This is a genomic window from Pseudomonas knackmussii B13 (assembly GCF_000689415.1).
Lineage (GTDB): Bacteria > Pseudomonadota > Gammaproteobacteria > Pseudomonadales > Pseudomonadaceae > Pseudomonas > Pseudomonas knackmussii.
This window is the reverse complement of sequence record NZ_HG322950.1, coordinates 1160855-1173218: the sequence shown is the minus strand read 5'-3', so window position 1 is coordinate 1173218 and position 12364 is coordinate 1160855. Positions and strand designations below refer to the sequence as shown.

Genomic DNA, 12364 nt, shown 5'->3' with positions numbered 1-12364 from the left:
CTGCGCTCATCCCATCCTACGGCGCCAGCTTGCTGCCTGGTTTGCGGCGTTGGCCCTTGCGCTCCAGGGCCTTGCTGGCTGCAGCCCTGACCAGGCGCTGGAAGGTCGGGCATTCGGCGTGGCTGGGCGCCGGGCAGGCGGCGGCGTGGCGCAGGCCGCGGCTCATGGCTTGCAGGCGGCGGATGCTGGCGTCGAGTTCGTCGGCCTTGGCCGCGAGCAGCTTGCGGTCGAGGTCCGGCGTGCCGCCCGGGCCGAACATCGCGCGGATTTCCTCGAGGCTGAAGCCGGCCGCCTGGCCGAGGGAGATCAGCGCCAGCTGGTCGAGGATGTGCGGGCCGAAGTAACGCCGCTCACCGGGCTTGGCGAGGGAGACGATCAGGCCCTTTTCCTCGTAGAAGCGCAGGGTCGAGGCCGGTACTCCGGAGCGTCGGGCCACCTGTGCGATATCCATCGAATACCTCTTGACCTCAAGTTCACTTGAACTTGTAGGGTGATCCCGAAAGCCCGCAACGGTCAATCGGAACGAGGTGTCCCATGGCTTCCATCATGCAATTCATCCTGCTTTCCACGCTCATCGGCATCGGCGCCACCGCCGTCATGGATGCCTGGCTGATGTTCCTCAAGCGCGTCGGCGTGCAGACACTGAGCATGGCCTTCATCGGCCGCTGGGTCGGTCACGCGCTACGCGGCCAGGTACGGCACACCGCCATTGCCCGCGCCGAGCCAGTGCGCGGCGAACTCGCGCTGGGCTGGCTGATGCACTACGTCACCGGCATCGCCTTCGCCGCCCTGTTGCTCGCCATCGAAGGCCTTGCCTGGGGGCGCAGCCCGAGCCTGCTGCCCGCCCTCGTAGTCGGCCTGGCCACTGTCGCCGTGCCGCTGCTGCTGATCCAGCCGGCCATGGGCGCCGGCCTGCTCGCCCGCAAGACGCCGACGCCACGCGCCAACTGCCTGCGCAGCCTGGCCAACCACGGCGTGTTCGGCCTCGGCCTGTACCTCGCCGCCCTGCCCTGCGCCTGGTTGCTGGCCTGAACCCTCGCTCGTCCCACCCCATCGGAGTTTCGCCATGAAGCAAGTCGCCGTGATCTACCACAGTGCCCAGGGGCACACCCAGCACATCGCCGAACACATAGCCGCTGGCCTCGAGGAAACCGGCTGCGTCCGCGCACACCTGTTGCCGGCGCAGGCCACCGAAGCGGATGCGCTGCTGCGCTTCGACGGTTTCATCCTCGGTTCGCCCACCTACCTGGGCGGCGTTTCCGCGCCGCTGAAGGCTTTCATGGACTCGACCGGGCGCCTGTGGAGCAAGCAGCTGCTGCAGGGGCGGCTGGCCTCCGGCTTCACCGTTTCGGCGCTGCCGGCCGGTGACAAGCAGTCGACGCTGATGTCGCTGTTCACCTTCTGCATGCAGCACGGGATGCTCTGGGTCGGCAATCCGATCCTGCCCGAGCAGCACCTGGGCGTGCCTTACGAGGAAGCGGCCAACCGCCTCGGCTCCTGGACCGGGCTGATGGCCCAGGCCGACAAGGGCTCGCCGGGGCATGCCTTCCCCGCCGGGGATATCCGTACGGCGCGGCTGTTCGGCCGCAACTTCGCCGACACCTTGATGCGCCTGCACCAGGGCCAGCCCGCCGGGATCGCCCAGGAGGTGCTGGCATGATCGCCCGTCGCTACGCGCCGCTGCTGTTCGCGCTGATTCTCTCGGGAGTGATGTCGCTGATGGTCAGCGGCGTCGCCACCTTCCGCACGATGGGGCTGGTGCCGAACTTCGCGAGCCTGTGGATGGGCGGCTGGCTCTCGGCGTGGGCGCTGGCCTTTCCGCTGGTGCTGCTGATCTCGCCGCTGACCCGGCGGCTGGTGGAGAGGCTGGTGCGGCCGGCGTGAGGCGGGTTGGCGGATAAACACAAGGTGGCCATTCGCCTGCCGAGGACATTGTAGGAGCGCGCCACGCGCGCGAATCGCGGGCATGGCCCGCTCCTACAGCGAGGGTTGAACGCGCGATCCCACAGGGGGATTCAGGCTTGGCCTTTGGCCTGGTCTTCCAGGTGCGCCTGCAGCGTCGGGTCCAGCCCCAGCTGGTAGGCCAGTTCGTCGAGGTAGTTGCGTTCGGCGTCCTGCTGGTCGTCCACCAGCATCACGCTGGCCAGGTACATCTCGGCGGCGAGGCCCGCTTCGCCCTGTGCGGCCTGGGCCACGTCGGCGGCATCGAGGGGCTTCTGCACTTCTTGATCGAGCCAGGACTGCAGTTCGGGCTCGCCGGCATGGCGGTTGATCTCGGCGTAGATCGCCTGTTTTTCCTTGTCGTCGATGCGCCCATCGGCTTTGGCGGCGGCGATCAGGGCGATAAGGATGGCGTGGCTGTGGGCTTCGGCGTCGTCGCCGGAAAGCTGGTCGACGGTGCGTGGCGCCTGTTGCGGCGCGGCCGACTGCTGTTGCCGCTGCCAGCTCTGGTAGGCCTGGAACGCCATCATGCCTAGGGAGGCGAGCATGGCGTAGTTGGTGCCACCGCCTGACGAGCGCCCCTGTGGGCTGCCACCTCCGCCCAGCACGCTGCCAAGTACGTCGCCCAGCCCTCCGAGGCCGCCACTCGAACCGCCACCGCCGGAAGCGCCGCCCAGCAAACCACCGAGCAACCCGCCAAGGCCGCCCATTCCGCCGCCTCCGCCGCCCTGTTGCGCCATCGAGCCCTGGCCGGCTTGCAGAAGTTGTTCGAGCAGATCGGTGGTGTTCATGGCGGCGCCCTCGCCGTGGTTGCGGTCAGGCAACGATAGTCCCGGCTGGCGTTTGCGCCATGACCGTCCAGCCGGGGCTCGCAGCTCAGCCCTGGGCGGCTTGCAGGGCGCGGCTGGCCTGGCTTTCCAGCTCGGCCTTGAGGGCCGGGTCGAGGCTCAGCTGGCGCGCCAGTTCGTCGAGGTAGGCGCGCTCCATGTAGCTCTCCTCGTCGACCATCAGCAGGCTGGCCAGGTACATCTCGGCGGCCATTTCGCCGCTGCGCGCGGCACGCGCCACCTCGCGCGGGTCGAGCGGCTTGGCCAGCTCGCGGTCGAGCCAGTCCTGCAGTTGGCCGTCGCTGGTGAGCTTGGCGATCTCGCCGTCGATGAGATGGCGTTCGCGCGCGTCTATATGGCCGTCGGCCTTGGCCGCTGCCACCAGCGCAGTGAGGATCGCCTGGCTGTGCACTTCCACTTCCGCCGGCGGCAGGCGGTCGAGGGTCTGCGGTTCGCCGCGCGGCGCGCTGGCCTGCTGGCGCTGCCAGTTGCCGTAGGCCTTGTAGGCAAGCACGCCCAGAGCGGCCAGGCCGCCGTAGGTGACGACCTTGCCGCCGACCTTGCGCGCCTTCTTGCTGCCCAGCAGCAGGCCGAGGGCTCCGGCCGCCAGGGCACCGCCGCCGGCGCCGGAGAGCAGGCTGGAAACGTCCAGGCCCTTGCCGGGAGAACGGCGGTCCTCGGACTGGCCGAGGGCCTTGTTCTGCAGCAGGTCCTGGCCGGATTTGAGCAGTTGGTCGAGCAGGCCACGGGTGTTCATGGCGATCTCCTGGGTCGAGGGTCGAAGCCTTCGACTCTAGCCGCCACCACGGCATGCCCCCAGGCGCAGTGTGCTTCGGGATATTGCTGACAGGGTGGAAGGCAGCTTCATACATCGCCCGTAGGAGCGGATCTTATCCGCGATAGGCAGAGCCCCGGCGCGGTTCGCGGATGAGATCCGCTCCTACAAAAACCAGCGCTTTCATTCGAATAAAAAGAATGCTCCTATAGATTTTCGATAAAGCCTATCAACCAGGCCTGGAGTGCCGCCCGCGATGGCGGCATTCTGCCCACACCTCGTCAGCGGCCCCGCCACCATGATGACCCTGCGCCAGATCCGCCATTTCATCGCCGTCGCCGAGACCGGTTCGATCTCTGCCGCCGCGCAGGCGGTGTTCATTTCCCAATCGACCCTGACCCTGGCCATCCAGCAGCTGGAGGAAGAGATCGGCGTGCGCCTGTTCGAGCGCCACGCCAAGGGCATGACCCTGACCCACCAGGGCCACCAGTTCCTGCGCCAGGCGCACCTGATCCTCGCCACGGTGGAGAACGCCAAGCGCAGCCTGCAGCAGAGCACCGACCAGGTCGCCGGGCACCTGACCATAGGCGTGACCAGCCTGGTCGCCGGCTATTACCTGGCCGACCTGATCAACCGCTTCCAGCGTGCCTACCCCAACGTGCAGACCCGCGTGGTAGAGGACGAGCGCCCCTATATCGAACACCTGCTGGTAAGCGGCGAGATCGACGTCGGCGTGCTCATCCTTTCCAACCTGGAGGACCGCCACGCGCTGCAGACCGAGGTGCTGACCCACTCGCCGCACCGCCTCTGGCTGCCGGCGCAGCATCCTTTGCTGGAGCGCGACAGCATCGGCCTGGCGGACGTTGCCGGCGAACCGCTGATCCAGCTCAACGCCGACGAGATGGGCCTGCACACCCAGCGCATCTGGTCGCGCGCCGGCCTGATCCCGCAGGTAACGCTGCGCACCGCCTCCGTGGAAGCCGTGCGAAGCCTGGTGGCGGCCGGCCTGGGCCTATCGATCCAGCCCGACATGACCTACCGCCCCTGGTCGCTGGAAGGCGACATCATCGAGGCGCGTCCGCTGGTGGACCTCAGCGAGCCGCTGGACGTGGGCCTGGCCTGGCGTCGCGGCACCGCGCGCCCGGCGCTGGTCGACCCGTTCCTTACCGTCGCCCGAGAACAACCGAACGCCAAGCGGCCTTCGATCTAGCAGCATTCGATTTAATCGAAGGCCACTTTCAGTATTTAGAATTTGTCGACCTCAAGCCCGGACTCTAGTCTCTCGTTCCATATAAAAGGGCCTATTCCGGGCAGCCCGACCGGAGCACAAACATGGCCCCCGACAACAAGACCGAGAAGAAAAGAGCCGCGAAGATGAATGCCGCTGCGACTATCCCGACCCTGCACACCGAGCTGCTGATCGACGGTCAGCTGACGGTCGGCCAGGGCATGGCAGAGGCCATCCTCAACCCCGCCAGCGGCGACACCCTGGTCGCCGTCGCCGACGCCTCGCTGGAGCAGCTGGAAAGCGCCATCGAAGCGGCGAACCGCGCCTTTCCTTCCTGGTCCCGCACCACCCCCGCACAACGCTCCGCCGCGCTGCTGGCCATCGCCGATGCCATCGACAAGCGCGCCGACACCCTCGCCCGCCTCGAAGCCCTGAACTGCGGCAAGCCGCTGCACCTGGCGCGGCAGGACGACATCCCCGCCACCGCCGACGTGTTCCGCTTCTTCGCCGGCGCCGTGCGCTGCCAGCAAGGCCAACTGGCCGGCGAATACATCCCCGGGCACACCAGCATGGTGCGCCGCGACCCGGTCGGCGTGGTGGCCTCCATCGCGCCCTGGAACTACCCGCTGATGATGGCGGCGTGGAAGATCGCCCCGGCCCTGGCCGCCGGCAACACCCTGGTGTTCAAGCCTTCCGAGCACACTCCGCTGTCGATCCTGGCCCTCGCCCCGGCGCTGGCCGACATCCTTCCGCCCGGCGTGCTCAACATCGTCTGCGGCGGCGGCGAGAGCGTCGGCAGCCACCTGGTCAGCCACGCCAAGGTGCGCATGGTGTCGCTGACCGGCGATATCGTCACCGGGCAGAAGATCCTCCAGGCCGCCGCGCGCACCTTGAAGCGCACCCACCTGGAACTGGGCGGCAAGGCGCCGGTGATCGTCTGCAACGACGCCGACCTCGAAGCCGTGGTCCAGGGCATCCGCACCCACGGCTACTACAACGCCGGCCAGGACTGCACCGCCGCCTGCCGCATCTATGCCCAGGCCGGCATCCACGACCGCCTGGTGGCCGAACTCGGCGACGCCGTATCGGGCATCCGCTTCGCCCGCAAGCGCGACCAGGACAACGAGATCAGCCCGCTGATCAGCGCCCGCCAGCGCGACCGCGTGGCCAGCTTCGTCGAACGCGCCCTCGGCCAGCCGCACATCGAGCGCGTCACCGGCGCCGCCGTGCATTCCGGCCCCGGCTACTACTACCAGCCGACCCTGCTGGCCGGCTGCAAGCAGCAGGACGAGATCGTCCAGCGCGAGGTGTTCGGTCCGGTCGTCACCGTGACCCGCTTCGACCAGCTGGAACAGGCGGTGGACTGGGCCAACGACTCCGAATACGGCCTGGCTTCCTCGGTGTGGACGCAGAACCTGGACAAGGCCTTCCAGATCGCCAACCGCCTGCAGTACGGCTGCACCTGGATCAACACCCATTTCATGCTCGCCAGCGAAATGCCGCACGGCGGCCTCAAGCGCTCGGGCTACGGCAAGGACCTGTCCAGCGACTCGCTGCAGGACTACAGCGTGGTGCGCCACATCATGGCCCGCCACGGCGACCGCCTGGATTGAACGACCCGGCGGGCACGCCCGCCGGTACACAAAAAACGCCCGACGGCCCGGCCGTACGAGGCGAGTTGCTCGATTGATCACTGCCCCACCAATAGAGACAACAACGAGGGAGTTCCACATGCGCAAGACAGCACTGCTCAGCGCCATCACCACCGCCCTGCTGGCCAGCGCCGGCGTACAGGCGGCCGACGCCGCCAAGGCCGTCGGTGCCGGTGAAGGCCGCCTGGACATCATCGCCTGGCCGGGCTACATCGAACGCGGCCAGTCCGACAAGGCCTACGACTGGGTCACCCAGTTCGAGAAGGACACCGGCTGCCAGGTCAACGTGAAGACCGCCGCCACCTCCGACGAGATGGTCAGCCTGATGGCCAAGGGCGGCTACGACCTGGTCACCGCTTCGGGCGACGCCTCCCTGCGCCTGATCTACGGCAAGCGCGTGCAGCCGATCGACACCTCGCTGATCCCCAACTGGAAGAACGTCGACCAGCGCCTGCAGAACGCGCCCTGGTACACCGTCAGCGGCAAGACCTACGGCACCCCCTACCAGTGGGGCCCGAATGTGCTGATGTACAGCACCAAGGTCTTCCCGAAGGCGCCGGACAGCTGGGCCGTGGTCTTCGAGCCGCAGAACCTGCCTGACGGCAAGCCGAACAAGGGCCGCGTGCAGGCCTACGATGGCCCGATCTACATCGCCGACGCCGCCCTCTACCTGAAGGCCACCCAGCCGGCCCTGGGCATCCAGGACCCCTACCAGCTGACCGAAGCGCAGTACAGCGCGGTGCTCGACCTGCTGCGCAAGCAGCACTCGCTGATCCACCGCTACTGGCACGACGCGACCGTGCAGATGAGCGACTTCAAGAACGAAGGCGTGGCCGCTTCCGGCTCCTGGCCGTACCAGGTCAACTCGCTGAAAGGCGAGAAGCAGCCGATCGCCTCGGTCTTCCCGAAAGAAGGCGCCACCGGCTGGGCCGACACCACCATGATGCACGCCGAAGCCGCGCACCCGAACTGCGCCTACAAGTGGATGAACTGGTCGCTGGAACCCAAGGTCCAGGGCGACGTCGCCGCCTGGTTCGGCTCGGTCCCGGCCGCGCCCGAAGGCTGCAAGGCCAGCACCCTGCTGGGCGCCGAAGGCTGCGCCACCAACGGCTTCGAGCAGTTCAGCAAGATCGCCTTCTGGAAAACCCCGCAGGCCGAGGGCGGCAAGTTCGTCCCCTACAGCCGCTGGACCCAGGACTACATCGCGATCATGGGCGGCCGTTAAAAGTCATCCAGGTAGCTGCTGTGCGGCCCTGATCCGCGCCCGGGCAGTGCTCGGAATCCTCACGTACTGAAGTACGCTGCGGTTCCTGTGCGCTGGCCGGACGCGGCTGAGGGCCTGCTCGCGACGCTCCCTGAACGACTTTTCGTCTCTCCGATTCAATTCGTTTCACCCGTAATCAGATTCACGGGCAGGGCCTTCGCGCGCCGACGTCCTGCCCCTTGGAGCGTGCACCATGACCACCCCCGCTGTTCAATTCACCCAGGTCTCCCGCCAGTTCGGCGACGTGAAGGCTGTTGACCAGGTGTCCATCGACATCAAGGACGGCGAGTTCTTCTCCATGCTCGGCCCTTCCGGTTCCGGCAAGACCACCTGCCTGCGCCTGATCGCCGGTTTCGAGCAACCCACCGCAGGCTCCATCCGCATCCATGGCGAGGAGGCCGCCGGCCTTCCGCCGTACCAGCGCGACGTCAACACCGTGTTCCAGGACTACGCGCTCTTCCCGCACATGAACGTGCTGGAGAACGTCGCCTACGGCCTGAAGGTGAAAGGCGTGGCCAAGGCCGAGCGCCTGGCCCGCGCCGAAGAGGCCCTGGGCATGGTCGCCCTCGGCGGCTACGGCAGCCGCAAGCCGGCCCAGCTCTCCGGCGGCCAGCGCCAGCGCGTGGCCCTGGCCCGCGCCCTGGTGAACCGTCCGCGCGTACTGCTGCTGGACGAACCGCTCGGCGCACTGGACCTCAAGCTGCGCGAGCAGATGCAGAGCGAACTGAAGAAGCTGCAGCGCCAGCTCGGCATCACCTTCATCTTCGTGACCCACGACCAGGGCGAAGCGCTGTCCATGTCCGACCGCGTGGCCGTGTTCAACAAGGGCCGCATCGAGCAGGTCGACACCCCGCGCAACCTGTACATGAAGCCGGCCACGCCCTTCGTCGCCGAGTTCGTCGGCACCTCCAACGTGCTGCGCGGCGACCTCGCCACCCTGATTGCCGGCAATCCGCAGCCCTTCTCCATCCGTCCCGAGCACATCCGTTTCGCCAGCGGCGAGCGCAGCGCCTCGGACGTGGAGATCAGCGGCCTGCTGCACGATATCCAGTACCAGGGCTCGGCCACCCGCTACGAGATCCGTCTCGACAACGGCCAGAACCTCTGCCTGAGCCAGGCCAACAACCAGTGGGACGCCGCCACCCTCGCCCACCAGCCGGGGCAGCGCGTGACCGCGCGCTGGGCGCGCGAGGCCATGGTGGCCCTGCACGAGGGCGCGTGAGATGGAACTGACGCTCAACGCCGAGCGGCCAGTAGCGGGCAACGGCCCGCTGCGCCGGCTGTCGAACCTGCTCTACCGCAAGCCCAACCTGTACCTGTCGCTGCTGCTGGTGCCGCCGCTGCTGTGGTTCGGCGCGATCTACCTGGGCTCGCTGCTGACCCTGATGTGGCAGGGTTTCTACACCTTCGACGACTTCACCATGACGGTGACGCCGGACCTGACCTGGGCGAACTTCGCCAACCTGTTCAACCCGGCCAACTTCGACATCATCCAGCGCACCCTGGTGATGGCGGTCGCGGTGTCCATCGCCAGTGGCGTGGTGGCCTTCCCCATCGCCTACTACATGGCGCGCTACACCACCGGTAAAACCAAGGCGTTCTTCTACATCGCCGTGATGATGCCGATGTGGGCGAGCTATATCGTCAAGGCCTACGCCTGGACCCTGCTGCTGGCCAAGGGCGGCGTCGCCCAGTGGTTCATCCAGCACATGGGCCTGGAAGGCCTGCTGAACCTGCTGCTGGGCCTGCCGGGCGTGGGCGGCAACACCCTGTCGACCTCGCACCTGGGGCGCTTCCTGGTGTTCGTCTACATCTGGCTGCCGTTCATGATCCTGCCGATCCAGGCCTCCCTGGAGCGCCTGCCGCCGTCGCTGCTGCAAGCCAGCGCGGACCTCGGCGCGCACCCGCGGCAGACCTTCTTCCAGGTCATCCTGCCGCTGTCGATCCCGGGCATCGCCGCCGGCTCGATCTTCACCTTCAGCCTGACCCTGGGCGACTTCATCGTGCCGCAGCTGATCGGCCCGCCCGGCTACTTCATCGGCAGCATGGTCTACGCCCAGCAGGGCGCGATCGGCAACATGCCGATGGCCGCCGCCTTCACCCTGGTGCCGATCGTGCTGATCGCCGTCTACCTGTCCATCGTCAAGCGTCTGGGGGCCTTCGATGCACTCTGAGAAAGCTTCCTTCGGCCTGAAAGCGGCCGCCTGGGGCGGGCTGGTGTTCCTGCACTTCCCGATCCTGATCATCTTCATGTACGCCTTCAACACCGAAGACGCCGCGTTCAGCTTCCCGCCGCAGGGCTTCACCCTGCACTGGTTCAGCGTCGCCTTCGCCCGCCAGGACGTGCTGGAGTCGATCACTCTGTCGTTGAAGATCGCCTGCATCGCCACGCTGATCGCGATGGTCCTGGGCACCCTGGCCGCGGCCGCGCTGTACCGCCGCGACTTCTTCGGCAAGGAAGGCATCTCGCTGATGCTGATCCTGCCGATCGCCCTGCCCGGCATCATCACCGGCATCGCGCTGCTGTCGGCGTTCAAGACCCTCGGCATCGAGCCGGGCTTCCTGACCATCGTCATCGGCCACGCGACCTTCTGCGTGGTGATCGTCTACAACAACGTCATCGCGCGCTTCCGCCGCACCTCGCACAGCCTCATCGAAGCCTCGATGGACCTGGGCGCCGACGGCTGGCAGACCTTCCGCTACGTGATCCTGCCGAACCTCGGCTCGGCGCTGCTGGCCGGCGGCATGCTCGCCTTCGCGCTGTCCTTCGACGAGATCATCGTGACCACCTTCACCGCCGGCCACGAACGCACCCTGCCGATCTGGCTGCTCAACCAGCTGACCCGCCCGCGCGACGTCCCGGTGACCAACGTGGTGGCCATGCTGGTGATGATGGTGACCATGCTGCCGATCCTCGGCGCCTACTACCTGACCAAGGGCGGCGAAGGCGTGGCCGGGAGCGGCAAGTAAGAACCCCTCAGGTTGGCCGGCCAGCTGTCCGGCCAGCCCCTACAAGAACGATAACGACGACCTTGCACCCTGCTCCTGAAAGAGGACCGATCCCATGCAAACCAAACTGCTGATCAACGGCCAACTGGTCGCCGGCGAAGGCGAGAAACTCGCCGTCCTGAACCCCTCCCTGGGCACCGCCCTGGTAGAGATCGCCGAAGCTACCACGGCCCAGGTCGATGCCGCCGTACTGGCCGCCGACGCCGCCTTCGACAGCTGGTCGCAGACCGCCCCGAAAGACCGCTCCCTGCTGCTGCTCAAGCTGGCCGACGCCATCGACGCCAACGCCGAAGAACTGGCCCGTCTGGAATCGAACAACTGCGGCAAGCCCTACAGCGCCGCGCTGAACGACGAGCTGCCGGCCATCGCCGACGTGTTCCGCTTCTTCGCCGGCGCCAGCCGTTGCCTGCAAGGTTCCGCCGCCGGCGAATACCTGCCCGGCCACACCTCGATGATCCGCCGCGACCCGATCGGCGTGGTCGCCTCCATCGCGCCGTGGAACTACCCGCTGATGATGGTCGCGTGGAAACTCGGCCCGGCCCTGGCTGCCGGCAACACCGTGGTCCTCAAGCCCTCCGAGCAGACCCCGCTGACCGCCCTGCGCCTGGCCGAACTGATGGCCGAGATCTTCCCCGCCGGCGTGGTCAACGTGGTCTTCGGCCGCGGCCCGACCGTCGGCGAGCCGCTGACCACCCACCCGAAAGTGCGCATGGTCTCGCTGACCGGCTCGGTCGCCACCGGCAGCCGCATCATCGCCGGCACCGCCGACACCGTTAAGCGCATGCACATGGAACTGGGCGGCAAGGCCCCGGTGATCATCTTCGACGACGCCGACATCGACGCCGCCGTGGAAGGCATCCGCACCTTCGGCTTCTACAACGCCGGGCAAGACTGCACCGCCGCCTGTCGCATCTACGCGCAGAAAGGCATCTACGCCAAGTTCGTGCAAAAGCTCGGCGAGGCCGTCGGCAGCATCCAGTACGGCGAGCAGGACGACCCGAACACCGAGCTCGGCCCGGTCATCACCGAGCAGCACCTGGAGCGTGTCATCGGCTTCGTCGAGCGCGCCCGCCAGCAGCCGCACATCGAGGTGGTCACCGGCGGCAAGCGTGCCGACCGTCCGGGCTTCTTCTTCGAGCCGACCGTTCTCGCCGGCGCCCGCCAGGACGACGAAGTGGTCCGCCGCGAAATCTTCGGCCCGGTGGTCTCGGTCACCGAGTTCGACGACGAAGCCCAAGCCCTGGCCTGGGCCAACGACTCCGACTACGGCCTGGCTTCCTCGGTGTGGACCAGCGACATCGGCCGCGCCCATCGCCTGGCCGCGCGCCTGCAGTACGGCTGCACCTGGGTCAACACCCACTTCATGCTGACCACCGAGATGCCGCACGGCGGCATGAAGCTCTCCGGCTACGGCAAGGACATGTCCATGTACGGCCTGGAGGACTACACCGCCATCCGTCACGTGATGTTCAAGCACTGAGTTCCATCCGGTGCGTCCACGGGGCCGGCACCTGCCGCTCCCGTGGGCCAACCGGCGCACGGTGCGGCGCGTAGGCCGCGCCCCCGAAGCAGGGGAGCTTCGGGTGATTCACCTGGCGGGTCGCCATTCGGGCCACGCCGGCTAACCAAGCTCGACAACAAGAACAGCCCGCAGGGGCACAGGCAGAC

General features: G+C 67.4%; 13 protein-coding genes and 1 other RNA gene. 11 read left to right on the top strand and 3 right to left on the bottom strand.

Annotation, left to right across the window (positions count from 1 at the left end; translation table 11 throughout):
* Positions 1–16: 16 nt before the first annotated feature.
* Complete coding sequence (locus PKB_RS05575; RefSeq protein WP_043249733.1) at positions 17–451, bottom strand: helix-turn-helix domain-containing protein; 435 nt, start codon at positions 449–451, stop codon at positions 17–19.
* 83 nt (positions 452–534) lie between these two features.
* On the opposite strand from PKB_RS05575, the gene PKB_RS05570 reads away from it, so the two are divergent.
* The 3 genes from PKB_RS05570 to PKB_RS05560 are packed head-to-tail and all read left to right on the top strand — an operon-like array spanning position 535 to position 1884.
* Positions 535–1032: a DUF2938 domain-containing protein gene (locus PKB_RS05570; RefSeq protein ID WP_052355187.1), complete on the top strand. Its 498-nt coding sequence runs from the start codon at positions 535–537 to the stop codon at positions 1030–1032.
* Between the two features lie 34 nt (positions 1033–1066).
* Positions 1067–1660 carry a flavodoxin family protein gene (locus PKB_RS05565; protein WP_043249731.1) on the top strand — a complete coding sequence of 198 codons (594 nt, stop codon included), beginning with the start codon at positions 1067–1069 and terminating at the stop codon, positions 1658–1660.
* Positions 1657–1884 carry a DUF2798 domain-containing protein gene (locus tag PKB_RS05560; protein WP_043249730.1) on the top strand — a complete coding sequence of 76 codons (228 nt, stop codon included), beginning with the start codon at positions 1657–1659 and terminating at the stop codon, positions 1882–1884. Before PKB_RS05565 ends, PKB_RS05560 begins: the two co-directional genes overlap by 4 nt.
* A 131-nt stretch (positions 1885–2015) precedes the next feature.
* Here the strand turns inward: PKB_RS05560 and PKB_RS05555 are convergent, their stop codons facing one another.
* Together PKB_RS05555 and PKB_RS05550 are read right to left on the bottom strand one after the other, a co-directional pair.
* Positions 2016–2732 carry a DUF533 domain-containing protein gene (locus PKB_RS05555; protein ID WP_043249728.1) on the bottom strand — a complete coding sequence of 239 codons (717 nt, stop codon included), beginning with the start codon at positions 2730–2732 and terminating at the stop codon, positions 2016–2018.
* Positions 2733–2817: 85 nt separating this feature from the next.
* Entirely contained in the window at positions 2818–3525 is a 708-nt protein-coding gene (locus PKB_RS05550; RefSeq protein ID WP_043249726.1) for a tellurite resistance TerB family protein, read from the bottom strand.
* Between the two features lie 316 nt (positions 3526–3841).
* Between PKB_RS05550 and PKB_RS05545 the strand changes: the two genes are divergently transcribed.
* The 8 genes from PKB_RS05545 to PKB_RS05515 all read left to right on the top strand — a co-directional run bounded on the left by PKB_RS05545 (position 3842) and on the right by PKB_RS05515 (position 12176).
* Positions 3842–4753, top strand: a complete 912-nt coding sequence (locus PKB_RS05545) for a LysR family transcriptional regulator (RefSeq protein ID WP_043256967.1) — start codon at positions 3842–3844, stop codon at positions 4751–4753.
* Positions 4754–4875: 122 nt separating this feature from the next.
* Complete coding sequence (locus tag PKB_RS05540) at positions 4876–6384, top strand: gamma-aminobutyraldehyde dehydrogenase (protein WP_052355186.1); 1509 nt, start codon at positions 4876–4878, stop codon at positions 6382–6384.
* 118 nt (positions 6385–6502) lie between these two features.
* Positions 6503–7648: a putative ABC transporter substrate-binding protein YdcS gene (ydcS, locus tag PKB_RS05535; protein WP_043249724.1), complete on the top strand. Its 1146-nt coding sequence runs from the start codon at positions 6503–6505 to the stop codon at positions 7646–7648.
* 61 nt (positions 7649–7709) lie between these two features.
* Positions 7710–7785, top strand: a non-coding RNA gene (locus tag PKB_RS28955) — sX9 sRNA.
* Between the two features lie 95 nt (positions 7786–7880).
* Complete coding sequence (locus tag PKB_RS05530) at positions 7881–8909, top strand: ABC transporter ATP-binding protein (protein WP_043249722.1); 1029 nt, start codon at positions 7881–7883, stop codon at positions 8907–8909.
* Position 8910: 1 nt separating this feature from the next.
* Entirely contained in the window at positions 8911–9861 is a 951-nt protein-coding gene (locus PKB_RS05525) for an ABC transporter permease (protein ID WP_043249719.1), read from the top strand.
* Complete coding sequence (locus PKB_RS05520; RefSeq protein ID WP_043249716.1) at positions 9851–10657, top strand: ABC transporter permease; 807 nt, start codon at positions 9851–9853, stop codon at positions 10655–10657. The genes PKB_RS05525 and PKB_RS05520 overlap by 11 nt, the downstream gene beginning before the upstream one ends.
* A gap of 94 nt (positions 10658–10751) precedes the next feature.
* The gene (locus tag PKB_RS05515; RefSeq protein ID WP_043249713.1) at positions 10752–12176 is read left to right on the top strand and encodes a gamma-aminobutyraldehyde dehydrogenase; all 1425 of its coding nucleotides are present in this window, start codon (positions 10752–10754) and stop codon (positions 12174–12176) included.
* The last annotated feature ends 188 nt before the right edge of the window (positions 12177–12364 follow it).

What these genes read in the sequence shown, in the direction of transcription:
- ydcS (WP_043249724.1), top strand. Translation starts at nt 6,503, where the DNA reads ATGCGCAAGACAGCACTGCTCAGCGCCATCACCACCGCCCTGCTGGCC.
- PKB_RS05540 (WP_052355186.1), top strand. Translation starts at nt 4,876, where the DNA reads ATGGCCCCCGACAACAAGACCGAGAAGAAAAGAGCCGCGAAGATGAAT.
- PKB_RS05560 (WP_043249730.1), top strand. Translation starts at nt 1,657, where the DNA reads ATGATCGCCCGTCGCTACGCGCCGCTGCTGTTCGCGCTGATTCTCTCG.
- PKB_RS05545 (WP_043256967.1), top strand. Translation starts at nt 3,842, where the DNA reads ATGATGACCCTGCGCCAGATCCGCCATTTCATCGCCGTCGCCGAGACC.
- PKB_RS05550 (WP_043249726.1), bottom strand. Translation starts at nt 3,525, where the DNA reads ATGAACACCCGTGGCCTGCTCGACCAACTGCTCAAATCCGGCCAGGAC.
- PKB_RS05525 (WP_043249719.1), top strand. Translation starts at nt 8,911, where the DNA reads ATGGAACTGACGCTCAACGCCGAGCGGCCAGTAGCGGGCAACGGCCCG.
- PKB_RS05515 (WP_043249713.1), top strand. Translation starts at nt 10,752, where the DNA reads ATGCAAACCAAACTGCTGATCAACGGCCAACTGGTCGCCGGCGAAGGC.
- PKB_RS05520 (WP_043249716.1), top strand. Translation starts at nt 9,851, where the DNA reads ATGCACTCTGAGAAAGCTTCCTTCGGCCTGAAAGCGGCCGCCTGGGGC.
- PKB_RS05565 (WP_043249731.1), top strand. Translation starts at nt 1,067, where the DNA reads ATGAAGCAAGTCGCCGTGATCTACCACAGTGCCCAGGGGCACACCCAG.
- PKB_RS05530 (WP_043249722.1), top strand. Translation starts at nt 7,881, where the DNA reads ATGACCACCCCCGCTGTTCAATTCACCCAGGTCTCCCGCCAGTTCGGC.
- PKB_RS05555 (WP_043249728.1), bottom strand. Translation starts at nt 2,732, where the DNA reads ATGAACACCACCGATCTGCTCGAACAACTTCTGCAAGCCGGCCAGGGC.
- PKB_RS05570 (WP_052355187.1), top strand. Translation starts at nt 535, where the DNA reads ATGGCTTCCATCATGCAATTCATCCTGCTTTCCACGCTCATCGGCATC.
- PKB_RS05575 (WP_043249733.1), bottom strand. Translation starts at nt 451, where the DNA reads ATGGATATCGCACAGGTGGCCCGACGCTCCGGAGTACCGGCCTCGACC.